This is a genomic window from Nocardiopsis rhodophaea (assembly GCF_039530945.1).
Classification (GTDB): domain Bacteria; phylum Actinomycetota; class Actinomycetes; order Streptosporangiales; family Streptosporangiaceae; genus Nocardiopsis_C; species Nocardiopsis_C rhodophaea.
This window is the reverse complement of the sequence record NZ_BAAAPC010000005.1, coordinates 240,476-265,748: the sequence shown is the minus strand read 5'-3', so window position 1 is coordinate 265,748 and position 25,273 is coordinate 240,476. Positions and strand designations below refer to the sequence as shown.

18 protein-coding genes are annotated in these 25,273 nt (G+C 70.8%); 7 read left to right on the top strand and 11 right to left on the bottom strand.

The window, feature by feature from the left end; translation table 11 throughout:
* Nucleotides 1-244 precede the first annotated feature (244 nt).
* Nucleotides 245-610, bottom strand: a complete 366-nt coding sequence (locus ABD259_RS07865; protein ID WP_344161202.1) for an Rv3235 family protein — start codon at nucleotides 608-610, stop codon at nucleotides 245-247.
* Nucleotides 611-958: 348 nt separating this feature from the next.
* On the opposite strand from ABD259_RS07865, the gene ABD259_RS07860 reads away from it, so the two are divergent.
* Together ABD259_RS07860 and ABD259_RS07855 are read left to right on the top strand one after the other, a co-directional pair.
* Nucleotides 959-1,765, top strand: a complete 807-nt coding sequence (locus ABD259_RS07860) for a glycerophosphodiester phosphodiesterase family protein (protein WP_344161199.1) — start codon at nucleotides 959-961, stop codon at nucleotides 1,763-1,765.
* Between the two features lie 17 nt (nucleotides 1,766-1,782).
* Nucleotides 1,783-3,180 carry an MFS transporter gene (locus tag ABD259_RS07855; protein WP_344161196.1) on the top strand — a complete coding sequence of 466 codons (1,398 nt, stop codon included), beginning with the start codon at nucleotides 1,783-1,785 and terminating at the stop codon, nucleotides 3,178-3,180.
* A 101-nt stretch (nucleotides 3,181-3,281) separates the two neighbouring features.
* Here the strand turns inward: ABD259_RS07855 and ABD259_RS07850 are convergent, their stop codons facing one another.
* Entirely contained in the window at nucleotides 3,282-4,742 is a 1,461-nt protein-coding gene (locus ABD259_RS07850; RefSeq protein ID WP_344161193.1) for a S28 family serine protease, read from the bottom strand.
* A 532-nt stretch (nucleotides 4,743-5,274) separates the two neighbouring features.
* On the opposite strand from ABD259_RS07850, the gene ABD259_RS07845 reads away from it, so the two are divergent.
* The 4 genes from ABD259_RS07845 (at nucleotide 5,275) to ABD259_RS07830 (ending at nucleotide 11,491) form a co-directional block, all read left to right on the top strand.
* Complete coding sequence (locus tag ABD259_RS07845; RefSeq protein WP_344161190.1) at nucleotides 5,275-8,493, top strand: AfsR/SARP family transcriptional regulator; 3,219 nt, start codon at nucleotides 5,275-5,277, stop codon at nucleotides 8,491-8,493.
* A 146-nt stretch (nucleotides 8,494-8,639) separates the two neighbouring features.
* Nucleotides 8,640-10,238 carry an MFS transporter gene (locus tag ABD259_RS07840; RefSeq protein ID WP_344161187.1) on the top strand — a complete coding sequence of 533 codons (1,599 nt, stop codon included), beginning with the start codon at nucleotides 8,640-8,642 and terminating at the stop codon, nucleotides 10,236-10,238.
* Nucleotides 10,239-10,364: 126 nt separating this feature from the next.
* Nucleotides 10,365-10,772 carry a nitroreductase family deazaflavin-dependent oxidoreductase gene (locus tag ABD259_RS07835; protein WP_344161184.1) on the top strand — a complete coding sequence of 136 codons (408 nt, stop codon included), beginning with the start codon at nucleotides 10,365-10,367 and terminating at the stop codon, nucleotides 10,770-10,772.
* Nucleotides 10,773-11,104: 332 nt separating this feature from the next.
* Nucleotides 11,105-11,491: an RNA polymerase-binding protein RbpA gene (locus ABD259_RS07830; RefSeq protein ID WP_344105137.1), complete on the top strand. Its 387-nt coding sequence runs from the start codon at nucleotides 11,105-11,107 to the stop codon at nucleotides 11,489-11,491.
* Between the two features lie 104 nt (nucleotides 11,492-11,595).
* Here the strand turns inward: ABD259_RS07830 and ABD259_RS07825 are convergent, their stop codons facing one another.
* The 3 genes from ABD259_RS07825 to lnt all read right to left on the bottom strand — a co-directional run bounded on the left by ABD259_RS07825 (nucleotide 11,596) and on the right by lnt (nucleotide 14,875).
* Nucleotides 11,596-12,417: an HAD-IIA family hydrolase gene (locus ABD259_RS07825; RefSeq protein WP_344105171.1), complete on the bottom strand. Its 822-nt coding sequence runs from the start codon at nucleotides 12,415-12,417 to the stop codon at nucleotides 11,596-11,598.
* Between the two features lie 168 nt (nucleotides 12,418-12,585).
* Nucleotides 12,586-13,110: an FxsA family protein gene (locus ABD259_RS07820; protein WP_344105135.1), complete on the bottom strand. Its 525-nt coding sequence runs from the start codon at nucleotides 13,108-13,110 to the stop codon at nucleotides 12,586-12,588.
* A gap of 91 nt (nucleotides 13,111-13,201) precedes the next feature.
* Nucleotides 13,202-14,875: an apolipoprotein N-acyltransferase gene (gene lnt, locus ABD259_RS07815; RefSeq protein WP_344161238.1), complete on the bottom strand. Its 1,674-nt coding sequence runs from the start codon at nucleotides 14,873-14,875 to the stop codon at nucleotides 13,202-13,204.
* A gap of 795 nt (nucleotides 14,876-15,670) precedes the next feature.
* On the opposite strand from lnt, the gene ABD259_RS07810 reads away from it, so the two are divergent.
* Nucleotides 15,671-16,888 (top strand): ABC transporter ATP-binding protein, encoded by a 1,218-nt coding sequence (locus ABD259_RS07810; RefSeq protein ID WP_344105131.1) that lies wholly within the window; start codon nucleotides 15,671-15,673, stop codon nucleotides 16,886-16,888.
* A gap of 127 nt (nucleotides 16,889-17,015) precedes the next feature.
* Here the strand turns inward: ABD259_RS07810 and ABD259_RS07805 are convergent, their stop codons facing one another.
* From ABD259_RS07805 to ABD259_RS07780, 6 genes are all read right to left on the bottom strand, one after another.
* The gene (locus tag ABD259_RS07805) at nucleotides 17,016-17,963 is read right to left on the bottom strand and encodes a carbohydrate ABC transporter permease (protein WP_344105128.1); all 948 of its coding nucleotides are present in this window, start codon (nucleotides 17,961-17,963) and stop codon (nucleotides 17,016-17,018) included.
* Between the two features lie 34 nt (nucleotides 17,964-17,997).
* Nucleotides 17,998-19,377 (bottom strand): carbohydrate ABC transporter permease, encoded by a 1,380-nt coding sequence (locus ABD259_RS07800; RefSeq protein ID WP_344105126.1) that lies wholly within the window; start codon nucleotides 19,375-19,377, stop codon nucleotides 17,998-18,000.
* 33 nt (nucleotides 19,378-19,410) lie between these two features.
* Nucleotides 19,411-20,712 carry an ABC transporter substrate-binding protein gene (locus tag ABD259_RS07795; protein WP_344105124.1) on the bottom strand — a complete coding sequence of 434 codons (1,302 nt, stop codon included), beginning with the start codon at nucleotides 20,710-20,712 and terminating at the stop codon, nucleotides 19,411-19,413.
* Nucleotides 20,705-21,949 carry an ABC transporter ATP-binding protein gene (locus ABD259_RS07790; RefSeq protein WP_344105121.1) on the bottom strand — a complete coding sequence of 415 codons (1,245 nt, stop codon included), beginning with the start codon at nucleotides 21,947-21,949 and terminating at the stop codon, nucleotides 20,705-20,707. Before ABD259_RS07790 ends, ABD259_RS07795 begins: the two co-directional genes overlap by 8 nt.
* A gap of 281 nt (nucleotides 21,950-22,230) precedes the next feature.
* Nucleotides 22,231-23,385 carry an acyl-CoA dehydrogenase family protein gene (locus ABD259_RS07785; protein ID WP_344161181.1) on the bottom strand — a complete coding sequence of 385 codons (1,155 nt, stop codon included), beginning with the start codon at nucleotides 23,383-23,385 and terminating at the stop codon, nucleotides 22,231-22,233.
* A gap of 651 nt (nucleotides 23,386-24,036) precedes the next feature.
* On the bottom strand, nucleotides 24,037-25,194 hold the full coding sequence (locus ABD259_RS07780; RefSeq protein ID WP_344105116.1) for a glycosyltransferase family 4 protein: 1,158 nt from the start codon (nucleotides 25,192-25,194) through the stop codon (nucleotides 24,037-24,039).
* Between the last annotated feature and the right edge of the window lie 79 nt (nucleotides 25,195-25,273).

Below are 25,273 nucleotides of genomic sequence, written 5' to 3'. Positions count from 1 at the left end.
CGCGATGCGGTCGGCGGATCAGCGACTCAACGCCCGCACCTGCCCCGCACGCGGCCCGTCGTGGAGAAAATTCACTCGGAACCCGTGTCCGGCCCCCATGACCGGTGGGGCCGGACACGGGTTTGATGGCGGGCCGGTCAGCGGCGTCCGGAACGTCCAGCGATCCAACGACCTCGCGATCCGGCGACTCGCGCCTTCAGGGGCCTTATGGTCCGGCGGCCAGCAGGGGTCGCCGTCCCGCGCATCACGCGACCCGGCGGCCGCGTCGGCGCACGCCGACCCGTCCGCACGGCAGTCGGCCGCCCTCAAGATCGGTCTCGATGTGTGTGCACAGCCACGCGTACTGCGCGAAGACCACCCGCATCGCCAGGGCGCGGTGGCGGGGCCCGCAGGCGACGACGGCGCTGACCTCGAACACGCTCGCATCCGTCTCGTTGCGCACGACGGTGCCGCTGACGCGGGGACGGTGCACCGACGCCGCGTAATCGCCGGCGCGGCGCACCAGACGCTCGTAGGCGGTGCCGCAGAAGAGGTTGCGCATCTGCCCCGGCGCCCGCTCCCCGGCCAGGACCTCGGCCGTGTACTGGGCGAACTGGGACAGCTGGTGCACGCGACGCCGATCAACAGGGGCGTTCGCGCGCAGAACGGGGCAGGGACGGGGTGACCGGGAGAGCTGACAGGGCATCTGCGTTTTCCCTTCCAACCGTGGGTCCGTGGATGGGCCGCCGACCCATCCGCTCCCTAGGGGCCCGCGGCGGATGCCTATTGCCACCTGGAATTCCAACTTTCTGGGCACACCCTCCGGAGCGAGCCTCGGAGCCGCCGGCGTCCGGCCCCGGCCCGACGCCGACCCCGCCGTTGCTCCGTGTTCCGGGTCACCCCATACTTCTGGTGTCAACCTCTCGGCCTTCGAGGACGCGAGTATCCGAAAAGGTCGGGATCGTCCGCTAGGAACCGCATGAATCACGGATACTTCGATCTCCCCACGCCCATCGGACTGGCCCACCGGGGCGGATGGCTGACCGATGAGGACGGTCGGATCCGCACGGAGCTGGAGAACACGGCGCTGGCCTTCCAGCACGCGATCGATCTGGGCTACCGGTATCTGGAGACCGACGTGCACGCCACCAGCGACGGTGTGCTGCTGGCCTTCCACGACGACACGCTGGACCGCACCACGGACCGGTCGGGGGCGATCGCCGACCTGCCCTATTCCGAAGTGGCGCAAGCCCGGGTGGGCGGGAGTGAACCGGTGCCGGTGCTGGAGGACCTGCTCGGGTCCTGGCCCGAGGCGCGGTTCAACATCGACATCAAGTCCGACGCAGCCGTGTGGCCGCTCGTCCGCGTTCTGCGCCGCACCGGCGCCTGGGACCGGGTGTGTGTGGGCTCCTTTGACCAGCTGCGCCTGGACCGCGCCCGGGCCGCGTTCGACCGGCCGGTGGCCACGTCCTGTGGGCCGGTGGATGTGGCGCGGCTGCGGTTCGCCTCGTTCACCCCGCTGCTGGGGTGGCTGGCGCGTCGGGGCGTCGAGGCCGTGCAGATCCCGCTGCGCATGCGTGGTTTCCCCCTGCTGAGCAGAGACGTCATCGCCACCGCGCACCGGCTCGGCATGCAGGTCCACGTGTGGACGATCAACGATCCGGCGCTGATGGCGCGCCTGCTCGACGCGGGGGTGGACGGCATCGTGAGCGACAACATCACGGCGCTGAGGGGGCTGCTGATCGAGCGCGGCACCTGGCACAATTCCGAACAAAGCGACGAATAGGACGGACCCTGCCCTCCATGAATTCACGGCCCGCGGCGCAGGTCCCGGACAACTCCCCCTCCGCCGATCCCGCGCAGCGACGGCGCGAACAGCGCGGCTGGTATGTCTACGACTGGGCCAACCAGGTGTTCATCACCTCGGTGGTCACGGTACTCATCGGCCCCTACCTCAGCGGTCTGGCCTGCACCACGGCCGGAGCTCCCGACACCGCCACCTGCACCGGCGGCGCCTTCTATGTCCACCCGCTCGGCATCCAGCTGCACGCAAACGCGGTCTACCCGGCTGTGACCACCGTCGCGATCCTGCTGCAGATCCTTCTGCTACCACTGCTGGGGTCCCTGGCCGACCACAGCAAGCACAAGAAGCGCTGGCTGTTCTGGCTGGCCTTCCTCGGGTCCCTCGCCACCTCGCTGCTCTACTTCACCGGCGACGACTACGCGACGACCGCGGCTCTGTTCCTCGTCGCCAACGTTCTGTACGGCGCCTCGCTGGTCATCTACAACTCCTTCCTGTCGGAGATCGCGACGCCGGACGAGCGCGACTGGGTCTCCACCACGGGGTGGGCGATCGGTTACCTCGGCGGCGCGCTGCTGCTCGCCGCCCACCTCGTGCTCGTGCTCCAGGCCGACGCTCTCGGCATCGGCCAGGGAGAGGCCGTGCGGATCGCGATCGCGTCGGTGGGGATCTGGTGGACCGGCTTCACGATCATCGCGCTCAAGCCGCTGCGCAACCGGTTCGGTGAGCTCGCCGCTCGCTCGGCCCGGCCCAACCTGCGGGCCTCCACCGTCCAGCTCGTGCACACGGTGCGGCACATGCGCCAGTACCCGCAGACCCTACTCTTCCTGCTTGCCTTCATCTTCTTCAACGACGGCATCCAGGCGGCGGTCCGCTACGCGGCGCCCTTCGCCGCCCAGGACCTGCAGCTGGACCAGGGCATCATGATGGGCACCATCCTGCTGATCCAGTTCGTGGCGTTCGCCGGGGCGCTGCTCGTCGGGATGGCCGCGCGCCACGTGGGAAGCAAGCGAGCGGTCCTCGGAACGCTGGTCGTGTGGTGCGTGCTGGTGACCCTCGGCTACTTCCTGCCCGCCCGCGAACCGCTGCTCTTCCTCGCGATGGGGGTGGGAATCGGCCTGGTGCTGGGCGGCGCGCAGGCCCTCGCGCGCTCGATGTACTCCCAGCTCATCCCGCGCGGCCGCGAGGCCGAGTACTTCAGCCTCTACCAGATCAGCGACAAGGGATCGACGTTCCTCGGATCGCTGGCCGTGACCATCGCCGTCACGCTGACCGGCGGGTACCGGGCCGCGATCTTCTCGCTGATCATCTTCTTCCTGATCGGCGGATATCTGCTGTGGAAGACCGACATGCGGCGCGGTATCCGCGAGGTCGGCAACGAGGTGCCCGAACGGCTCTGAGCCGGTGCTCGGTGTCCCGCTGCCCCTAACGGCGCCGCCGTGGGGGCCGCGGCGCAACGGAGGGGTGGGCGGCGCTCCCGCCCACCCCGCCCCGGTGACCGCTAGGGGTGGTGGCGCCGCTGCTGCCGTAGCGCGTCACCGGCCGCGTCCAGCTCCGAGGCGACCGGCGCACGCCGCAGCGTCACCTCGTCCGCGACACCGGCCCAGCGCCGGACCGCCGCCGTGGCCGCCGCCCGGTCCTGGTTTCCCAACCGCGCGATGTCGGCGCCGTGGTTCGCCCCGGGGGCGACGAAGCGCATCGCGTCGCGCCTGCTCGACCGGACGCGGAACGCCTCGGCACCCCACGGGTCGAACTCGCCGTCGACGAACAACATGCGCTCGCTGCTCTTGTACACCCAGTGGTCGATGTCGGGCATGGCGCGCCGGTCGAAGGCCGGCACGGGGATGTCATCGGGCACGTAGGCGTCCCCGCCGAACTGGTCGGGGTACCGCAGCAGGTCGTCGATGTGGCCGGTGGGCAAGGTCGGCGATCCCAGCTGGGTCGCGGCCTGGAAGTAGTAGGTGACGTACGGCGCGGTGCCCTGGTCGCTGTAGAACTCGAACCCGGCGACGTCGTCGAGGAACGCCGCGATCTCGGCCGTGCTGGCGTCGGTGGCGGGCACCTGCGCGCAGCGCGCCTCCGGCTGGTACTGCCAGAACGCCCAGGGCGTGTCCACAACCAGCATCTCGAACGCGGCGTCGGCGCTGCCGAGGGTGCGGTCGAAGGTCCACCCCTCCGCCGCCGCGCGCCTCTCGTAGTGCCCGACCAGCTCGTCCCGGCGCTCCAGCGACTCGAGCTGCAGGTCGGCCAGGCTCTGCTGGCAGGCCGGGTCCGCGCCGACTTTGTCGAAGAACTCCAGGTAGGCGCTGTCCTCGTGGTCGCGGACGTCGTTGGGCGCGACGTAGGCGATCGTGCCGTCGATGTCGTCGGGGTAGAAGCGGCGGTGGTAGACCGATGTCATCCCGCCCTTGGAGGCGCCGGTGGACAGCCACTCGCGGCTGTAGATGTCGTCGAGCGCGTCGACGATGCGGTGGTGGTCGGCGGCGGCCTGCTCGATGTCCAGCTTCGACCAGTCGGCCGGGTTGGGGCGGGACGGTTCGAAGAACCGCTGCTCGGTGGAGATCTGGTTGCCGTCGACGATCCGGGTGGGCTCGGCCCGGAAGGGGAAGTCGGGGACGTTGTACCCGGTGGTGTGCAGCACCGTGGGCCGGTCCAGGCCGCGGTGCAGCAGCGTCAGACGCTGTTCGAACGTCGCTCCGTCGGGGTCGCCATGATCGGTGGGCTGCTCGTAGCCGAGGACGAAGAAGCGGAAACCGGGTTCGGTGTCCCGCTCCTCCACGATCCGCAGACCGGGGATGGCCTCCAGGCGTTCGACGATGCCGTCGTCGGCCGGGGCTGAGGTGGCGTCGGCGGGGCGGGGGCCGGCGCTCGCGGGCGCCAGGGTGAGGGCGAGTGCGGACGCCGTGAGCGCGGCCAGGGTGGTGGCACGCCACGACGCGAGGGGATGCTTTCGGGGGGTCACCCGGTCAACCTCCTGCGAACGGTGGGGGATCAGGGGGGAGTAGAGGGGCATGGGGAAAGCGACATGGGGTGATTCAGCGGATATCCGCTGTTATGCCGCCCGACCGATCATTGGGTGGCCGGGCACCCGGCGTCAAGGCCCGGAAGCGCGAATCGGTGGGCGATGCGGGCTCCTGCCACCGGGGGACCCGAAACCGGTGATGGGCATTGACGGGACCGTGTGCGGGAACACCCAGGCTCGCTGAGCGGTCGTCGGCCGCACGGGCGATCGGGGGCGTTTCTCCATCCCCGCCCGTGGCGGGTCCGTCTGGTCCCCATGACCGATCGGAGGACACCGGGGGACCGGCCGAAAGGCCCCGCCCCGTGATCATCGGCTCGGATAGGGTGGCGGCGGGGAGAACGGGGCGTTCGCGGCATCCGGCCTTTCCCGGTCGACATGCCATGATCCAGGCGAACGGGCGGCGCCCCGGGGAGCGGGACCACACCCCTCGACATGTCGCCGCTGGCGCCGGAGGTGGGCGAAAATCATTGCCATGCGGTTCGGTATCCTCGGCCCCCTCCACGCGCGCTCCAGCGACGGCACGCCCCTTGCGATCAACGGATCACGGCTCCGCGGACTGCTGCTCCTCCTGCTGCTCGACGCCGGGCGGGTGGTCGGTACCGAGCGGCTGATCGACGGACTGTACGGCCACACCCCGCCCGAGGGCGCCGCCAACGCCCTCCAGTCCCTGGTGTCGCGGCTGCGGCGCGGCCTGGCCGACTCCGGTGGCGACGGCCCGGCCATCGAGTTCCACCCCGCCGGCTACCGGCTCGCGGTCGACCCCTCCGACGTCGACGCCCACCGCTTCGAGCGGCTCGCCGCCGACGGCCGCGCCGCGCTCGACGCGGGCGACCACGCCTACGCCGCCCAACAGCTGCGCGACGCCCTCGCCCTGTGGCGGGGCCCCGCCCTCGCCGACGCCCCGCCCACCCCGTTCGTGCGCGCCCAGGCCGAGCGCTGGGAGGAGCTGCGGCTGGCCGCCCGCGAGGACCTCGTCGAGGCCGGACTGGACCTGGGCGAGCACCGCGCCCTGCTGACGGAGCTGCGCGACCTGGTGGCCACTCACCCCCTGCGGGAGCGTCCGCGCGGCCAGCTCATCCGTGCCCTCTCCCGGGCGGGCCGCCGGGCCGAGGCGCTCACCGAGTTCGAGGACGCTCGCCGCGTCCTCGCCGAGGAGCTGGGCACCGACCCCTCCCCCGAACTGGCCGAACTGCATTTATCGGTCCTGCGCGGCGACCCCGCCCTCAGCGCTGCCTCCCAGCCCGCGGCCCCGGTCCCCACGCGGCACCTCCCCGCCCAGCTCACCAGCTTCGTGGGGCGTGAGGAGGAGTTGGAGCGCGTCGCCGCCCTGCTCGGCACCCAGCGCCTGGTCACCCTCACCGGCCCGGGAGGGGTGGGTAAGACGCGGCTGGCGGCCGAGGCGGCGGCCCGCTACCCCGGCGAGGTGTACTTCGCCGAGCTGGCCCCGCTCGGCGATGGCACCGACCTGCCCCTGGCGATCCTGGACGCCCTCGGCGCGCGCGATGCCGCCCTCCCCGCCCTGATGCCGGGCCGCCTCGGCGAGGCACCCGACGCCGTCGCCCGGCTGACCGGGGTCGTGGCGCAGCGGCGGCTGCTGCTCGTCCTGGACAACTGCGAGCACCTCGTCGCTGACGCCGCACGGCTCACCGATCGCCTGCTGCGCGCCTGCCCCGGCGTGCGTGTCCTGGCGACCAGCCGCGAGCCGCTGGGCCTGACCGCCGAGCGGCTGTGCCCAGTGCCGCAGCTCGCCTCCGCCCCCGCCGACAGCACCCTGTCGGCCGCGCTGGACTACCCGGCGGTGCGGCTGTTCGCCGATCGGGCCGCCGCCGTCCGCCCCCACTTCACCGAGGAGGGCGGGACCGCCGAGGCCGTGCTGCGGATCTGCTCGGCCCTCGACGGCCTTCCGCTGGCGCTGGAGCTGGCCGCGGCACGGCTGCGCTCGCTCCCGGCCGCCGAGGTCGCCGCCCGGATCGACGACCGCTTCGGGCTGCTGTCGAGGGGCGACCGCGCCGCCCAGCCCCGCCACCAGACCCTGCGCGCCGTGGTGGCCTGGAGCTGGGACTTGCTCGGCGACGCCGAGCGGCGGCTGGCCCGCCGCCTGACCGTGTTCTCCGGCGGCGCCACCCTGGAGTCGGCGGCCCGAGTGTGCGGTATGCCCGAGGCCGAGGCCGTTGACCTGCTCACCAGCCTGGTGGAGAAGTCGCTGGTGGAGACCGCCGACGGGCGCTACCGGATGCTGGAGACCATCCGCGCGTTCTGCGCCGAGCGGCTGGAGGAGGCCAGCGAGCGCGGCCGCTTCCGCACCGCCCACGCCCAGCACTTCCTCGACCTCGCCGAGACCGCCGAGCCGCGCCTGCGCCGCGCCGAGCAGATCGACTGGCTGCCCCGGCTCGCCGCCGAGCAGGAGAACCTGCACGCGGCGCTGCGGTGGTCGGTGGAATCCGGCGACCTGGACGCCGCGCTGCGGCTCGTCGGCGCGCTGTCCCCCTACTGGTGGCTGCGCGGCCTGCGCGGGCAGGCCGGTCCCCTGGCGGGCGAGATCCTGGCGGCGATCACGGCTTCCGCCAACGACCCGTCGTCCGCGCCCACTCCCCCGGCGGGACGCGAGGAGGAGTACGTGCTGTGCGTCGTCAACGCCGCCTCGGCGGGGGTGGACGCCCAGCAGCTGGAGCCCCACCTGGCGGTGGCAGAGGCGATCGTCCGCAACACGCCGCGGCCGCTGCGGCTGCCCCTGGTCGACATGCTGTGGTCGGTGGCGAGCGGCGCCCCCGAGCGGCAGGTCGACATCGCCCCGCTGATGCGCGACAACCTGGCCGCCCCCGACCCCTGGACCCGGGCCATCGCCCACGTCCAGCTCGGCTACGCCGCGTTCGCCGGAGACGTGGCCGAGGAGGCGGAGCACGCGTTCACCGCCGGGCTGGAAGGTTTCCGCTCGCTCGGCGACCGCTGGGGCATGGTGCTGGCGCTGACCGGCCTGGCCGGCCTGGCGGAGCTGCGCGGCGACGGCCACCGGTGTATCGCCCACGCCGACGACGCCCTGGCCATGACCGAGGCGCTGGACGCCACGGAGGACACCGTGGAGATCCTGTCCCTGCGCGGGGCGGGCCGCGCGAGCCTGGGCGACATCGACGGCGCCGAGGCCGACCACCGGCACGCCGCGGAGATCGCCCGCCGGGCCGGGGCCCACGAGGCCCTGGCCGGGGCCTACCGCCGATTGGCCGAGCTCGCCCTGCGACGCGGCGACCCGGGCGAGGCGCGGCGGCTGTGCGACGCGGCGCTGACGGAATGCCAGGCGGAGTCGAGCTCGGCGATCGAGACGCGGGCGCTCATCCACATCACGCTGGGCGGCATCGCCGCGGCCGCGGGGGACACCGCGCGGGCCCGCTCCATCTACCGCAAGGCACTGGAGTCCATCCCGGGTGCGCGGATCTCCGCTCCGGTGGCCGACGGCCTGGCCGCCGTCGCGCTGATCGACGGCGACGCCGAGGGCGCCGCCGTCCTGCTCGGCACGTCGGCCGCTCTGCGCGGCGCCCCCGAGTCCGTGCCGCCGGACGGCCGCGACCTGGCCGAGCGGTGCCGCGCCGCCCTGGGCGACACCGCCTTCGATGCGGCGCGCGACCGGGGCTCGGCGATGCCCCTGAACCAGGCGCTGGCGCTGATCGGCGCCGTCCCCTCGGCCGCGGGTGCGTGAGTTGGTGCCGCAGCGGCGTCTTTTCTTCGGCGCCGATCTACCCCTCCGCATCAACGCATCAGCGTGTGCGTGTCCTGCCAGCCGCGTTGACGGGGCGGTCAGCGCCCGGTGCGTGCGCTGTCAGCGGAGCGGACCACGGTGCAAGCATGGAGACAACCGCGACCACCCCACCCCCGGACAGCGGCGGGCGCGCAGGACGGAAGGAATGGATCGGGCTCGGGCTGCTGGTCCTGCCCGGCATGCTCGTCTCGATGGACATGTCGGTGCTGTACATGGCCCTCCCCTGGCTCGGTGAGGACCTGCGGCCGAGCAGCGCCCAACTGCTGTGGATCATCGACATCTACGGGTTCCTGCTGGCCGGCCTTCTGATCACCATGGGCTCGCTTGGCGACCGCATCGGGCGGCGCCGGATGCTGATGGGCGGCGCCGCCCTGTTCGCCGTCGGGTCGCTGGCCGCGGCCTACTCGGCCAGCGCCGAGATGCTCATCGCCGCCCGCGCCCTGCTCGGGATCGGCGGTGCGACGCTGGCGCCGTCGACACTCTCGCTGATCCGCACCATGTTCCACTCGCCCCAGCAGCGGCGGACCGCCATCGGTATCTGGACGGCCGGGTTCAGCGGGGGAGCGATGCTCGGACCGATCATCGGGGGGCTGCTGGTGGAGTCGTTCTGGTGGGGTTCGGTGTTCCTGCTCAACCTCCCGGCGATGGTGCTGGTGCTCACCCTGGCCCCGCTGATGGTGCCCGAGTTCCGCGACCCCCGGGCCGGGCGGTTCGACCTGGTCAGCTCCGTGCTCTCGCTGGCCGCCGTCCTCCCGGTGATCTACGGGATGAAGATGTTCGCCGAGCACGGCTGGGCGTGGACCCACGCGCTGTGCGTCGTCGTCGGACTGGCCCTCGGGGCGGTGTTCCTGCGGCGGCAACGGAAGGTGGATCACCCCATGATCGACCTGCGCCTGTTTCGCGCCCGCACGTTCAGCGCCTCTCTCGGCGCGGTCACCCTGGCCATGTTCGCCATGTTCGGCGCCATGTTCTTCATCTCCCAGTATCTGCAGCTGGTGCTGGGCCTGCGCCCCTTCATGGCCGCCCTGTGGACGATGCCCGCGCTGCTGGGCATGATGGTCGGCGTCGCGCTCGCCACGGTCCTGGTGCGCGTCGTCCGGGCCGGTTCCATCGTCAGCGGCGGCCTGCTGGTGGCGGCCTCCGGCATCCTGGTCATCACCGGGATCAGCGCGGACTCCGGGCTGCCCTACATCGTCGTCGGCGGCATCCTCATGTCCGGTGGGCTGGGCGCGGTCACCGCCCTGATCACCGACCTCATCGTGAGCTCGGCGCCGCCGGAACGCGCTGGCGCGGCCTCGGCGATCTCGGAGACTGCCAACGAGTTCGGCGGCGCGGTCGGCATCGCCGTCCTGGGAAGCGTCGCCACGGCCGTGTACCGCGCCTACATCAGCGCCAGCGCGCCCGGCGGGCTGCCGGACACGGCCGTGGACGCCGCTCGCGACACCCTGGCCGGGGCCACGGGCGTGGCCGCCGAACTGCCACCGGCCGCCGCACAGGAGCTGCTGGCCGTGGCCCGAGCGGCCTTCACCCAGGGAATCCACGTGAGTTCCTACCTCGGTGCCGGGGTATTGATCGTGACGGCGGTGCTGACGGCCTATCTGCTGCGGCACACCCGCCCGCATTACGATGACTCGACCGCGGGCGACACCGAGAACGCAACCAGCGCGGGAGGCCGACACGGGTGACAGCTCTCGGAGGGCGTCGCACGCCAGCGCTGAGAGCGGCCGCGGAGGCGGCGCTACCGCCGCGGCCGTCCCGAAGGCCGACGGCGAGAGCGGTCCCGCGCGGCCGACGAAGGGCGGAGTGGCATCATGCTGTTCGGCAAGGAACACGTCGAGCGCTACGAGGCGACCGACGGCGAGGAGGGACACGACTGGCTGAAGGGCACGACCGTCCTTCTCCTCACCACAACAGGCCGTAAGACGGGGAAGCAGCACACTACCCCGCTCATCTACCGGACCGACGGCGACGACTACGTGGTCGTCGCTTCCAACGGCGGCGCGCCGGACTCCCCTTCCTGGTACAAGAACCTCACCGCCTATCCGCAGGTGGGGGTCCAGGTGAAGGGCGACCGGTTCACCGCGCACGCGAGGAGCGCCTCAACGCAGGAGAAGGCCCGGCTGTGGCCGCTCATGACCGAGGTGTGGCCGGACTACGACGACTACCAGGCCAAAACCGACCGCCCGATCCCGGTCGTCATCCTCCAGCGCGCCGCGTGACCACCGGCCCGCGCCGCGCCTTCCCAGAGTCGAGGGAATGCGCGGGCGGGTCTGTTTTGTTTTTCCCGCCGGACGAGGTTGACATCCTCGTGTGGCATACCACCACCGCACGGTAAAAATCCGTCAAAATAACGGACAACCAGGGGCGATGTGCCGCAACGCGAAGGAGTGGCAGGGCGAGAGAATGGCCCTGCTGTCACACTGGGCGATAAGTCCGCCACAAAGAGCTGAACATTATCGCACGGTTGGATTACCGCTGTCAGGGGAATCTTGACACGGACCGACACGTTACATCCACGAAGACCGCTAGAGCGCCTGGAGGCACGTACACGATGGCCGAGCGAGCACTTCGCGGCACACGACTCGGGGCGACGAGCTACGAGAACGACCGCAACACCGACCTGGCACCTCGCCAAGAGGTCACCTACGACTGCCCCCGGGGCCATCGCTTCTCCGTCACCTTCGCCACTGAGGCCGAGACGCCGACGAACTGGGAGTGTCGGTTCTGCGGCGACAACGCCCTGATGGTCAACGGGGAGGAGCCGCAGGAGAAGAAGGCGAAGCCCGCCCGGACGCACTGGGACATGCTGCTGGAGCGCCGGAGCATGGAGGACCTTGAGGAGGTCCTCGCCGAACGCCTCGCGCTCCTTCGCGCCCGCCGCAAGGAGGAGCAGGAGCACCTGGAGGCGATGCAGGAGGAGGAGCGCCAGAGCGCCTGACGCGTCCGTCTCCCCGCACATTCGACGAGGGGCGGTGGCCTGGTCCAGGCCACCGCCCCTCGTCGTGCGCGCGGGCGCCGCCGTGCGGCGCGCGCCGCGGACGCTCAGTCCGCCTGGGCTTCCTTGACCTTCTCCTGCGGCAGGTCCGCCTCGCCCGACCAGTCCTCGCCGAACGGGTCGGCTGTGGCGCCGATCAGGTCGGCGACGGAGTCGAGGACGCGCGTGGGCCGGTAGGGGAACAGGTCGGCGGTCCTGTGGTCGGAGATCCCCGAGAGGACCAGCAGCGTGTGCAGCCCGGCCTCCAGACCCGAGCGCACGTCGGTGTCCATCCGGTCGCCGATCATCAGCGTGTTCTCCGAGTGGGCGCCCAGGGCGCGCAGCGCCGAGCGCATCATGAGGGGGTTCGGCTTGCCCACGTAGTAGGGCGCGCGTCCGGTGGCCCGTTCGATGAGCGCCGCGACGGCGCCTGTCGCCGGGAGTGAGCCCTCGCGGCTGGGTCCCTTCTCGTCGGGGTTGGTGGCGATGAAGCGGGCGCCGCCCTCCACCAGCCGGATGGCGCGCGTTATCGCCTCGAAGCTGTAGGTGCGCGTCTCCCCCAGCACCACGTAGTCGGGGTCGCGGTCGGTCAGCACGTAGCCGATGCTGTGCAGGGCCGTCGTCAGTCCGGACTCCCCCACGACGAACGCCGAGCCGCCGGGCCGCTGCTGCTTCAGGAAACGGGCGGTGGCCAGCGCGGAGGTCCAGATGGACTCCTCGGGAATGTCCAGGCCCGTGCGCAGGAGGCGCGCCCGCAGATCGCGGGGGGTGTATATGGAGTTATTGGTCAGCACCATGAAGCCGATGCCGTGGTCCCGCAATTCGGAGACGAAGGTGTCGGCGCCGGGGACGAGGTGCTCCTCGTGCACGAGCACGCCGTCCATGTCCATGAGGTAGTTCCACCGGATTTGTTTGCTCACGTCTCCGATTGTCCCGCGATCACGGACGTGCCCGCCACCCCGGACACTCCGTTGAGCGGGAACAATGGCGCGGGGCCGGTGAATCTCCGGCGCCCTGTCGCAACGGGGGACCCATTTTCGGCCATCTCCGCGGGCACCTCAGTCGCGGCGCATCTGGCCGTCGCCGTCCTCACCGGAGGCGGCACCGGGCGCGTCGTCCTCGACGATGACGCCCGGAACGACCTTTCCGGAGCCGGGGCGGCCGCCGGGGGCGGGCCCGGCGCTCGGCGCGAACACGCCGTCCACGCCGACACCCATCTTCTTGATCCTGCGGTCGGCCCAGGCGATGAACGCCCAGCGCAGCGCGGGCCGGGTGAAGGGAAGCGCGAGGACGGCGCCCACGGCTCCGGTGAGGAAGCCCGGCGTGATCAGCAGGATGCCGCCGACCATCACCATCAGGGTGTCGAGCAGCCCGCCCCGCGGCGGGGCGCCGGTGCGCATGGCCGCGTCGGCCTCGCGGAACGCCTTGGTCCCCGCCCCACGCAGCGCCACGACACCCGAGGCGCTGAGCAGGAACAGGGCGGCGATCGTCCAGGGCACACCGATCTGCGACCCGACCAGGATCATCAGCCAGATCTCCAGGAAGGGCAGCGCCATCAGCGCTAGAACGATCAGCAGCGGCATGGGCACCATCCTCGACATCGCACTTGTCCCTCCGCGCAACGTCCCGCGCCGCGGGATCGTTCCCGCCGCCGCGATCCGGCGGGCGCGCGGGTCAGCCGTCCGCCGCGCTGCCGACCGCGGCCGCTCCGCCGTTGGCGTCGGCGCCCCTCCGCGCCCGGCGTGCCGCGACGACACCGGCGATCACCGCGGCCGCCGCGACGGCGCTCAGCGCCGCCTCCGGCAGCGCGCCGAGCCGGGTCGCGGGTGTCTGACCGGACATCGCCGGGAGCTCGGCCACGTGCACGGCGGGCTCGTTCTCCGGGGAGCGGTAGGTGACGGTGCCGTCGGCCGTGGTCACGGCGCTGATGCCGCTGGTCGAGGCGACCACCGCCGGGCGCCCGTGCTCGACCGCGCGCAGCTGGGTGATGGCCAGCTGCTGGTCGGACTGGCCGGTGAAGTTGTAGTTGGCGTTGTTGGTGGGCACCACGATGATCTGTCCCCCGGCCGCCACCGCCTCGCGCACCGGCCGGTCGAACGCGACGTCGAAGCAGATGGCGGTGGCCAGCGTGGTGCCGCCCAGCTCCACCGCGCCCGGTGCGGACCCGGGTATGGCGTCGCTGCCGATCTTCTCCAGCCGGGAGACGAACCGCGTGAAGAAGTCCCGGTAGGGGATGTACTCGCCGAAGGGGACGAGATAGCGCTTGGTGTAGTAGTCGCCGGGGCCCTCCTCGGGGTCCCACACCACGCTGCGGATCTCACGCTTGGCACCGCCGTCATAAAACTTGGTGAGGCCGAAGAGCAGGGGCGCGTCGACGTCCCTGGCGGCGTCGGAGATGAGCGAGGCGGCCCACGGGTCGTTGTAGACGTCGATATCGGCGGAGTTCTCCGGGAGGACTACCAGGTCGGGCTGGGGCACCTCCCCGTCGCGCACTTGGCGGGCGAGTTCGTGTACGCCGTCGACGTGGTTCCGCAGCACCTGCGTGCGCTCGCCGAGGATGTTCATCGTGCCGACGCGTGGGACGTTGCCCTGCACCAGGGCGACGGTGGCGGTGTGGTCGCGGGTGGGGGCGCCGATCCAGGGGACGGCCAGCCCCGCCGCGCCGATGGCGATGGTGGCGGCCAGCCCGGCCGCCAGCGGGGCGAGCGCGCGGCGCACCCCGGCCTCGCGGTAGGAGCGCACGGCGCGCAGGAGACCGGCCAGCAGGACCGTCCCGGTCAGGGCCACCATGAACGTGACCAGCGCTGAGGAGCCCCACGCGGCGTAGCCGGAGAAGGGGGTGTCGGGTTGGGCGAAGGCGAGTTTGCCCCAGGGGAAGCCGCCGAGGGGGAACCGGGCGCGCACCGCCTCCTGCAGCACCCACAGCGCGGCGGTCCACACCGGCCAGGCGCGCAGGCGGGCGGCGCAGGCGATGCCCATCGCCATCGGGATGTAGTAGACGGTCTCGGCGGCGGCGATCAGCAGCCACACGTCGGTACCGAAGACGTCCTGCCACTTGATCAGGGGGACCATCAGCGTCGCGCCGGACACCAATCCGAGCCAGGCCGCACGGCGCATCCGTACGCCCAGCACGGCGAGTGTCAGAAGCGCGGCGCTGAACGGCCCCAGCCACCACAGTCCGTAAGGCGGAAGGGCGAGCAGCTGGGCCAGTCCGGATCCCACCGCGGCCAGGACGCGCGCGGCGAGGTGGATCCGCTCCCTGTACCCGGTGGCTGGCGCGTCCTGAGCTGCCCCGGTCAGTCCTGTCGCGGACTCCGCCGGTTCCTGCCGGATGCCCTCAGCCACCACGCGGCTCGCCCTCTCCACCTACGTGTAAGGGGGACGCGGAAAAGGCCCGAGACCACCCTTCGGACCGGATCCGTCTCGTCGGCGGCGAGCGCGGAGACCGTTGTCTACTGGATGTCCGGGCCTTTTCCGGGTCCAACCCCCCGCCCGGTCGCGGAACCCCGAATCCCGCCAAACCTCCGACCGCACCTGGTGCGTGGTGCGACGTCCGGTAGGACGAGAAGCGGACCGCTCAACCGGTCCGTCCAGTGCTGGACTGGTCAGTAGATTACCCAGACTCTCCGTCCTCCGCCGCAACCCCCGCGACCCGTGTCGGGCGCCGGGGCCACACCCGAGGGCGTGCAGGCCGGGCATACCAACCCAAGGCCGTCGAGCGCACGAAGTAACTGGAATCGGATAACCGCCGACAGGCTAACGCACCCGCCGAATCCATGCCAGTCCACCGGTCTCGCACCCTCTCTGAGCAGTGTATTCGCCGTGGTGGGGCGGGTGATGGGGCGGCCCGGCGGTGTCGCCCCCCGCTTTTTCCAAAGGGGCGTATGGGACGAACGTCCGAAATCAGCGGGCGACGTGTCGGAGGCGGGGCCGCGCGGACGGGAACACCCGGCTCCCCCGCGCCCAGCATCGGGATATCTCACATCGTGGTCGCCGCATGATCGGAACCGTGCAAACTCTCGACAGAAGATGTGGCACTGCTGTTCAATTGATCCAACGATTCGATACGAATCGATCATCACAGAAGAACAGCTGCTCGTTCCGGGCCTCCGGGCGGGCTACGAGCACGGGAGATGATCGCCAATGGCGAAGATCGTCCTCGACGGCGTCGACAAGGTCTACTCCGGGAACGTCAAGGCCGTCGATGACCTCAACCTGGAGATCAACGACGGCGAGTTCATGGTGTTGGTCGGCCCGTCCGGCTGCGGCAAGTCCACCGCGCTGCGGATGATCGCCGGGCTGGAGGAGATCACCGACGGCGAGCTGTACATCGGTGACCAGGTCGTCAACGACCTTCCCCCCAAAGACCGCGACATCGCCATGGTCTTCCAGAACTACGCGCTCTACCCGCACATGACGGTCGAGCAGAACCTCGCCTTCGGTCTGAAGCTGCGCAAGATCCCCAAGGCCGAGATCAAGGCGCGGGTCGACCAGGCCGCCGCCATGCTCGGCCTTGAGGGCTACCTCAAGCGCAAGCCGGCGGCGCTGTCCGGCGGGCAGCGCCAGCGGGTGGCCATGGGCCGGGCCATCGTCCGCGAACCCCAGGCCTTCCTCATGGACGAGCCCCTGTCCAACCTCGACGCCAAGCTGCGCGTCCAGATGCGCGCCTCCCTCAACCAGCTCCACGAGCGCCTGGGTGTCACCACCGTCTATGTGACCCACGACCAGGTCGAGGCGATGACCCTGGGCGACCGCGTCGCGGTGCTGCGCGAGGGCCGCCTCCAGCAGGTCGACACCCCCAAAAACCTCTTCGACCAGCCGGTCAACCTGTTCGTCGCCGGTTTCATCGGCTCGCCCGCCATGAACTTCGTCGTCGCCGAGTTGCAGCAGGACGGCGATGGCGCACAGCTGAAGTTCGCCGACCACACGCTGCCGATCTCCGCCGCCGAGCTCGACGCCCGCGACGGACTGCGCGCCTACCTGGGCCGCCAGGTCATCCTCGGCCTGCGCCCCTCCGACTTCGAAGACGCCGAGATCTCCTCGCACGGCCCGGCCGCGATGACCGTGACCGCCGATGTCACCGAGGAGCTCGGCACCGAGATCAATGTCATCTTCACGGTGAACGCCCCGCCGGTGCAGCACGAAGACGCCGCCGCTCTGGCCGCCGACGCCGCGGGCGGCCCGGGAGCGGAATCGGCCACGCTGCCGCTGGGCGAGGACAAGACACTGTTCACCGCCCGGGTCAGCCCGCGCAGCTGGGTGCGCCGGGGCCAGGACGTCACGCTCAGCGTCGACGTCACCCAGCTGCACTACTTCGACCGGGAGAGCGGCTTGGCCATCGGCCACCCCGCCAACCGCTGATCGCTCCGGCCCGCGGGAACCGCCGTGGCCCGGTCGGTCGCGCCGAGGGCGCGTCCGACCGGGCCGCTGGTCGCCTTCCGCCCCGCTCCTCCCCCTCGTCGCCCTCGTTCTCCGGGCGCTTCGGCGGCTACTTGACCGCGCCGGCCATGACGCCCTGCACGAAGTAGCGCTGGAACGCGAAGAACACCAGCAGCGGCACCACCATGGACAGGAAGGCGCCTGAGGAGATGATGTCGATGTTGGCGCCGAACTGGCGCATCTCCGACTGCAGGGCCACGGTCATCGGCTGGTTGGCGGAATCGGCGAACACCAGCGCCACCAGCAGGTCGTTCCACACCCACAGGAACTGGAAGATCGCCAGCGAGGCGATGGCCGGACCCCCCAGCGGCAGGATCACCCGGCGGAAGATGGTCAGTTCCTTGCCGCCGTCCATCCGCGCCGCCTCCAGCAAATCGCGCGGAATCGCGGCGAAGAAGTTGCGCAGCAGGAAGATCGCGAACGGCAGGCCGAAGCCGACGTGGAACAGCACTACGCCCAGGATCGAGCCGTAGACGCCCAGGGGCCCGTACACCTGCGCGATGGGGATCAGCGCCACCTGCAACGGCACCACGAGCAGCCCGACCACGCCCAGGAAGAGCCAGTCGCGGCCGGGGAACTCCAACCAGGCGAAGGCGTAGGCGGCCAGCGCGGCGATCACCACGATCAACACGGTGGAGGGCACGCTGATCAGGACGGTGTTGAAGAACGAGGCGACGAACCCCTCGTTGTCCAGCAGACCGGCGTAGTTCTCCAGGGTGAGCTGCGAGGGCGCGGCCAGCACCGTCCACCACCCGGAGGAGGCGTTGTCCTGCGGCAAGCGGAGGCTGGAGACGAACAGCCCCAGCGTGGGCATCAGCCAGAACAGGGCCACCAGCACCAGCACAACCTGGATGGCGCCCGAGCCCACGCGGGCCACGATCCGCTCCGCCAGGGCCCGCGGCGGCCCGCCCTCGTCCCCGGGGGCGACGCCGCTCCCGGCCGCGGCGTCCGGGACCCCCTCGGGGCGTTCCGGACGCGTCTCCTCGCGTGTACTCATCGGCTCGCCTCCGATTGCGCCTCGCACCGGCTCCTCACTGGTTCTCCTGCCGGAACCGGCGAATCTGGAAGATCATCGCCGGGATCACGAGCACCAGCAGGAAGACCGCCAGCGCGCTGCCCAGCCCCTGGTCGTTGCCGCCGCCGAACGACACCCGCCACATCTCCACGGCCAGCACGTTGGCGTCGCGCTGGACCGAGCCCGGGGCGATGATGAACACCAGGTCGAAGATCTTCAATACGTAGATCATCAGGGTGACGAAGACGACCATCAGCACCGGCGACAGCAGCGGCACCGTGACCCGGCGGAACACCTGCCATTCGGTGGCCCCGTCGACGCGGGCCGCCTCCAGCGCCTCGCGCGGGATCGACGCGAGCCCGGCCGCGATGAGCACCATCGCGAACCCCGCCCACACCCACAGGTAGGCGAGGATGATCGACGGGGTGATAAGCGTGGGCCCCAGCCAGGTGAGGCCGCGGTAGGGCTCGGTGAAGTTGTCCGCGGCGAGCCGGAGGGTGTAGGGGCCGTCGCCGTCCAGCCCGGCGAGCTCGAACGTGCCATCGTCCTCGGTGAGGGCCTGAGCGGCCACCTCGCCGTCCCGCACCGCCTGGACCCGCATCGCGGGCAGGCCCATCTCTGTGGAGTCGATGGCGCCGTGCCGGCCGGTGCCGCCGCGGGTGAAGTCGAGCCACACGGTGCCCGAAAGTGCGCCCCCGGTCTCCTGCGCCGGCACAGCGGGTTCGGCGCTGTCGGGCACGTCGTCGGGCGGTAGGCCCACCAGGGGGACCAGGACCGTCTCCCCCGTGCGCACCTCGCCGGCCAGCTCGTACCCCCCGCCGGACGCCTCGGTGAGCGGCGCCTCGGGGCGCGGGCGGGCGTCGGGGTAGGCGGCTGAGGGAGAGATGGTGTCGTGGACCGTGGTGATGATCGCGTTGGCCAGACCGCGCTCGGGGTCCTGCTCGTAGACGAGCCGGAAGATCACGCCGGACGCCAGGAAGGAGATGGCCATCGGCATGAACACGACAATCTTGAAAGCGGTGGACCAGCGGACGCGCTCGGTCAGCACCGCGAAGATGAGCCCGGTGACGGTCACCAGGACAGGCGCCACAACAACCCAGATGACGTTGTTGCGCAGCGCGATGAACGTCTCCGGGTTGGTGAACATCGTGATGTAGTTGTCGATCCCGACGAACGCCGTCCCCTGGGCGTCCCACAGGCTCCGGTAGATGGAGAAGAGGATCGGATAGACCATGTAGATGCCGAGGAACAGCAGCGCGGGCAGCAGGAAGACCAGCGCCAGCCACGAGGGCGGGCCCAGGCGGCCCGTACCGCCGGGCGGGGCTGTCCCCGTGCTCTCATCGGGCGCGGGAACGCCCGCGTCCGGCCCGCCCGCAGGTGTTCCGGTCGTCGCCATCGAACCCCACTTTCCCGCCGGTCGGCTTCGCGCCTACGCCTCCGAGGCGGCCTTCTCCAGTGCCTTCGCCGCGCCCTCCGGGTCGGTGGAGCCGCGCAGGAGGTCCTGCAGGATCGACCACATGCCCCGGCCCTCGGTGGCGCCGAACCTGCTGGGGACCTGGTCGGAGAGGTCGTAGCGGACGTTCTCGCCTGCCTCCACGATGGTCGCGGACAGGTCCTGGGTGAACTCGTCGGCGTAGGCGTCGGGCTGCACACCGGAGTTCGCCGACAGGTAGCCGCCGAGCCCCGCCCACGTGGACTGCGCCTGGGGCGACGCCAGGTAGGCCATCAGTTCCTGGACGCCCTTCCTTTCGGTCATGGCCACGGCGATATCCCCGCCCACGACCACCGGCGCCTTGTCACCGACCGCGGGGAAGGGGAACGCCACCGCGTCCTCGCCCACCGTCGCCCCGGCCTCCGCCGCGCTGGAGCCCACGAAGTCGCCCTCGAAGACCATGGCGGCCTCCTCTTGGCCGTAGACCTCGGAGACGCAGGTGGGGAAGGCGGTCTGGACGGCTCCCTTCTGACCGCCCTTCATCATGTCGTCCTCGCCCCACACCTCGCTGAGTGTGGTGAGGGTCTGCACGACCGTGTCGTCGGTCCACGGGATCTCGTGGTCGGCGAGCTTGTCGTAGTTCTCCGGGCCCGCGTGCGACAGGTAGGCGTTCTCGAACCAGTCGGTGAGCGTCCACCCGGAGGCGCCGCACATCGCGAACGGGGTGATACCGGCGTTGGAGAGCGTGCGGGACGTCGTGTCGACGAGTTCGTCCCACGTCTCGGGCGGTGTCACCCCGGCGGCGTCGAAGGCGCTCGGCCGGTACCAGATGATCGACTTGTGCGCGGCCTTGAGCAGGACCCCGTAGGCCTCGCCGTCGACGGAGCCCAGATCGCGCCAGTAACCGGTGTAGTTGCTCTCCAGCGCGGTGGCCGCCTCGCCCTGCAGCGGCTTCAGCGCCCCCTGTTCGGCGTACTCGCGCACCAGTCCGGGCTGGGGGAGGGCGGCGATGTCCGGTGGTTCCCCCGCCTCGATCTTGGGGCCGAGGTAGGCTCCGGTGTCCTCCCCGGTGGCTTCGTAGTTGACGGTGGCCCCGGTGTCCTTCTCGAAGCCGTCGAGAACCTCCTCGAAGTTCTTCTGCTCCGTGCCGGTCCACTTCGCCGCGACCGTCAGGGTGACGCCGTCGAGCTCTCCCCCGGCGCCGGACGTCCCGTCGCCCGGCTTGCAGGCGGTGGCGGCCAGCAGTCCGCCGACGGCGATCGCGGCCAGTCCGCGCGTTATCCACACGTGCTTAGGCATGTGTGTCCTCCACTTCGCTGCTGTGGGACGCCGGGTCTCCCCAAATGCCGACACCGGTCTCGGGGTCGAAGAAGTACAACCGCGCCGTGTCGACGCGCACTCGCACCGGCCGGCCGATCGCGGTACTCGAACGCGGGCTGAACCGCGCCGTGATCTCGCTCCCCGCCCAGCCCGCTTCGGCTGTGTCCACATCGACACCGACGTCGCGGGCGAGCTCGCGGGTGTCCTCGGTGACGACCGGCGGGGCGTCCAGGCGGAAGTGGACGAGGAACTCGGAGCCGAGGGCCTCGACGAGTTCGGTGGTGGAGGTCAGCACGGTCCCGTCGGCCTCGGCGGAAAGGTCGGCGTCTTCCATGTCCTCGGGCCGGATGCCGACGGCGATGTCGCGTCCCACGTACGCGCCGAGGCCACGCTCCTCGACCATCGCGGCGGAAAGGTCCAGCTTCTGTCCGCCGACAACCAGCCGGGCGCCCGCATCCGTGTGGTCGTCGTGCTCCACCCGGGCCTGCAACAGGTTCATCGCCGGAGAGCCGATGAACCCGGCGACGAAGATGTTGGCGGGGCGCTCGTAGAGCTCCTGGGGCGGCGCCACCTGCTGGAGCACGCCCTTTTTCAGCACCGCGACGCGGTCGCCGAGCGTCATCGCCTCGACCTGGTCGTGGGTGACGTAGATGGTGGTGACGCCGAGGTTCCGCTGGATGCGGGAGATCTCCGCGCGCATCTGGACGCGCAGCTTGGCGTCAAGGTTGGACAGGGGCTCGTCCATGAGGAAGGCCTTGGGTTTGCGCACGATGGCCCGGCCCATGGCCACCCGCTGGCGCTGACCACCGGAAAGGTTGCGCGGTCTTCGGTCGAGGTGTTCGGTCAGGCCGAGGGTGTCGGCGGCCTTCTCGACCCGGTTGTTGATTTCGGACTTGGGCAGCTTGCGCAGCTGCAGGCCGAACCCGATGTTGTCGCGAACGGACAGGTGGGGGTAGAGCGCGTAGCTCTGGAAGACCATGGCGACGTCGCGGGCGCGGGCGGGCGTTCTGTTGACGACGCGGCCGTCGATGGTGAGCGTCCCCGCGGTGATCTCTTCCAGCCCGGCGATCATGCGCAGCGCGGTGCTCTTGCCGCACCCGGAGGGACCGACGAGGACGAGGAACTCCCCGTCGTCGATATCGAGGTCGAGACCGCTCACCGCGCTCGTGCCGTCAGGGTAGGTCTTGGTAACCCCCGCCAGCTGGACTCTCGCCACGTTCCGCCTCCGTCGGCCTCACTATGGGCGCGCCATGACGGCGCGGGTCCGATCACCGGGACACACGCGGCTGTGACGCATGCCCCACCGACCTATGAACATGTCGTATCAGCGAATATTCACACATAACAGGGGATCGAATCCCCTGTTACCAATCCGTGTCGGGCAAACGGTTCCCATGAAACAGCGGGGCTCAAGGTTCCCCGTGCGGCATCCGTTCACTTTGCCGAGGACTTCGGAGAGCATCGGTTTCAACACTCAGCGAACAGACAGTGTCGCCTTCACTCCCCCTGGGAGAGGCGGCGGCCGATCACCAGTCGCTGGATCTGGTTCGTGCCCTCGACGATCTGCAGCGCCTTGGCCTCGCGCATCAACCGCTCGACCGGGAAGTCGCGGGTGTAGCCGTACCCGCCGAGGACCTGGACGGCGTCGGTGGTCACCCGCATCGCGGTGTCGGTGGCGAAGAGCTTGGCCATCGCCGCCTGCTTGCCGTAGGGCCGCCCGGCGTCGCGGCGTCGGGCCGCGGCGAGGTACAGCTCGCGGGCGGCCACGATCTGGGTGGCCATGTCGGCGAGCATGAAGCTCAGCCCCTGGAAGTCGATGATCGGCCGACCGAACTGCTGCCGCTCGCGGGCGTAGTCGAGAGCGACATCGAGCGCGGCCTGGGCGACCCCGACCGCGCCTGCGGCGATGCCGAGCCGCCCGGAGTCCAGCGCGGCCAGAGCGATGGAGAACCCCTGCCCCTCCTCGCCGACGCGCGCATCGGCCCCGACCTCGGCGCCGTCGAACCGCATGACGGCGGTCGGCGAGGCGCTCATCCCCATCTTCCGCTCGGGCGCATCGGCGGAGACGCCGGGGGTGGAGGCGGGTACGTGGAAGCAGCTGATGCCTCGGCTGCCAGAGTCGGGCGCACCGGTCCGCGCGAACAGGGTGTAGAAGTCGGCGTGCCCGCCGTGGGTGATCCACGACTTCGCACCGTCGACCCGGTATCCCGACTCGGTGGCCCGCACGCGCGTGGACATCGCCGCGGCATCGGACCCGGACTGGGCCTCGGACAGGCAGTAGGCGCCGAGCAGCTCACCACCGAGCATGTCGGGCAGCAGCGCGGCCCGCTGCTCCTCGGTGCCATAGGTGGCCACGGGGAAGCAGGAGAGCGTGTGCACGCTTAACCCGAGGCCGACGGCCAGCCAGGTGGTGGCCAGTTCCTCGACCACCTGAAGGTAGACCTCGTAGGGCTGGTCACCCCCGCCGTACTCGGACGGATAGGGCAGCCCAAGCAGCCCGGCCCGCCCGAGCAGGGTGAACACGTCCCGAGGAAACGCCGCGTTCTCCTCATCGGCCGCGACCCGCCCCGAGAGCTCCTTGCTCGCGATCTCCCGAACAAGCTCCAGCAGGTCTGCTGCCTCCGACGTTGGAAGCGTGCGGTCCACGGCCATGCTTTCCCTCTCCTACGCCACAGACGACCGAGCAATTAGTAGGTCGTCCAACTATATGGTGACGCAGAACACCTTATCTCACGATACGTCTGACCCTGGCGGCCCCCAGGCCTCCCAGCGGGCAGACCCACCTGGCTCTAGCCCGAGCTAGGATCACTTCTCAGTGAAGGAAAAAAACGAACACCAAAATTGGATAACGCCCCGCATCAACGCAGGCCACGAAGGTGCGCCCCACACAGGCGGGGATGGTCCATTGAACGTGAACTCGGAGATCCCCGGGAGGGGGGTGCGCCCCGCACAGGCGGGGATGGTCCCCGCAACTTCCTCTACCGCGGCGACCGATCCGGGTGCGCCCCGCACAGGCGGGGATGGTCCCCCGATGACCCAGGTGAGCAGGCCGGTGATCCAGTGCGCCCCGCACAGGCGGGGATGGTCCCCACGCGATCCGGGTGCACCGTCACCACCTGGTGTGCGCCCCGCACAGGCGGGGATGGTCCCCCGTTGCCGCACAGCGCCACGTCGTGCACGCCGTGCGCCCCGCACAGGCGGGGATGGTCCCTGCGGCCCGTACCAGCCGTCCACCGTGATCGAGTGCGCCCCGCACAGGCGGGGATCCGGCCGAAACCTGCGGCGAGTCACCAGAGCAGTCGGTCACCGTCCTGCGGAAAACAGCTCCTCCAGGCGCTGGGCGGAGAGATCCCACGTCCATTCCTTCAGGACCCACTCCCGACCCCGTTGGCCCATGGCCTGGGCTTGATCGGGGGCGATGAGGAGGCGTTGGAGCTTGCTGGCGACGGAGCGGGGTTCGCGGCCGTTGACGACGAAGCCGGTTTCGCCGTGGCGGACGGTGTCGGGGGCGCCGCCGGAGGAGCCGACCAGGACGGGGAGTCCGCTGGCGGCCGCCTCCAGGTAGACGATGCCGAGTCCTTCGGCCTCTAGGCCTGCTTTGCGCGTTCGGCAGGGCATGGCGAAGACGTTGGCGGCGGCGTAGAAGGACGGCATGTCGTTGTGGCCGTGGCCTCCCGCGAACACGACGTGTTCACTGACTCCTGTCCATGCCGCCAGTTCTCTCAGGCGTTTTTCGTCCGGCCCCTGGCCCACCACGACGAGGCGGGCGTCGGGCAGGGTCGTCCGGACCCAGGTCATGGCGCGGATCAGGGTGTCGACGCCTTTGCGCGGTACCAGCCGGGAGGCGCACAGGATGACCGGGCCGTCGCCCAGGCCGTAGCGTTCTCGCACCGGTGTCCCGTCTCCGTTAGCGGTGAACGCCCCGGGGTCGACGCCCGGCGTCAGTCGGGCCATGCGATCGCGGTCGGCCGGACGCAGCGCCCGACCGATCTCGTCGCGCGTGAAGTCGCCCAGGTAGGTCAGGACATCGACCTTCTCCCCGATGCGGCGCAGCGCCAGCCGCGCGCCGGGGACGCGGGCCCACCACACCTCGTGGCCGTGGGACATCGCGATGATCCGCTGCGCCCCCGCGTCGCGCAGGCCTCCGGCGAGCAGCCCCAGCGGCGCCGCCGACCCGATCAGGACGCGCTCGCATCCATACCGTTCGAGCAGTCCGGCGGCCCGGTGTGCGACGCGCCGGGTGGGCAGCAGCATGTGGGAGCTGTCGCGGACTACTGGGAACGGCTGCCGCCGGTCGAAGTCGCGCTCGGCCTCCTCTAGCCCCTCGGTGCATGACGTGTAGACGACCAGGCCCCCGCTCTCAGCGCCGGGCATGCGCCGTGCTACCTCATAGCAGAAGGTCTCGATTCCGCCGCGGCGCGGCGGGAAGTCATTGGTGATCAGCAGAGTGCGCGGTGGCATGGTGCTATAGACCTACATTCCGGCCCGAAGCGTACGGAAGAAGACGGACTCGCGTGGACGGGAACGGCGAATCCTCCCG

What these genes read in the sequence shown, in the direction of transcription:
- ABD259_RS07855 (WP_344161196.1), top strand. Translation starts at nt 1,783, where the DNA reads ATGAATTCACGGCCCGCGGCGCAGGTCCCGGACAACTCCCCCTCCGCC.
- ABD259_RS07800 (WP_344105126.1), bottom strand. Translation starts at nt 19,377, where the DNA reads ATGGCGACGACCGGAACACCTGCGGGCGGGCCGGACGCGGGCGTTCCC.
- ABD259_RS07810 (WP_344105131.1), top strand. Translation starts at nt 15,671, where the DNA reads ATGGCGAAGATCGTCCTCGACGGCGTCGACAAGGTCTACTCCGGGAAC.
- ABD259_RS07780 (WP_344105116.1), bottom strand. Translation starts at nt 25,194, where the DNA reads ATGCCACCGCGCACTCTGCTGATCACCAATGACTTCCCGCCGCGCCGC.
- ABD259_RS07805 (WP_344105128.1), bottom strand. Translation starts at nt 17,963, where the DNA reads ATGAGTACACGCGAGGAGACGCGTCCGGAACGCCCCGAGGGGGTCCCG.
- ABD259_RS07795 (WP_344105124.1), bottom strand. Translation starts at nt 20,712, where the DNA reads ATGCCTAAGCACGTGTGGATAACGCGCGGACTGGCCGCGATCGCCGTC.
- ABD259_RS07830 (WP_344105137.1), top strand. Translation starts at nt 11,105, where the DNA reads ATGGCCGAGCGAGCACTTCGCGGCACACGACTCGGGGCGACGAGCTAC.
- ABD259_RS07825 (WP_344105171.1), bottom strand. Translation starts at nt 12,417, where the DNA reads ATGGACATGGACGGCGTGCTCGTGCACGAGGAGCACCTCGTCCCCGGC.
- ABD259_RS07785 (WP_344161181.1), bottom strand. Translation starts at nt 23,385, where the DNA reads ATGGCCGTGGACCGCACGCTTCCAACGTCGGAGGCAGCAGACCTGCTG.
- ABD259_RS07860 (WP_344161199.1), top strand. Translation starts at nt 959, where the DNA reads ATGAATCACGGATACTTCGATCTCCCCACGCCCATCGGACTGGCCCAC.
- ABD259_RS07820 (WP_344105135.1), bottom strand. Translation starts at nt 13,110, where the DNA reads ATGCCGCTGCTGATCGTTCTAGCGCTGATGGCGCTGCCCTTCCTGGAG.
- ABD259_RS07840 (WP_344161187.1), top strand. Translation starts at nt 8,640, where the DNA reads ATGGAGACAACCGCGACCACCCCACCCCCGGACAGCGGCGGGCGCGCA.
- ABD259_RS07835 (WP_344161184.1), top strand. Translation starts at nt 10,365, where the DNA reads ATGCTGTTCGGCAAGGAACACGTCGAGCGCTACGAGGCGACCGACGGC.
- ABD259_RS07845 (WP_344161190.1), top strand. Translation starts at nt 5,275, where the DNA reads ATGCGGTTCGGTATCCTCGGCCCCCTCCACGCGCGCTCCAGCGACGGC.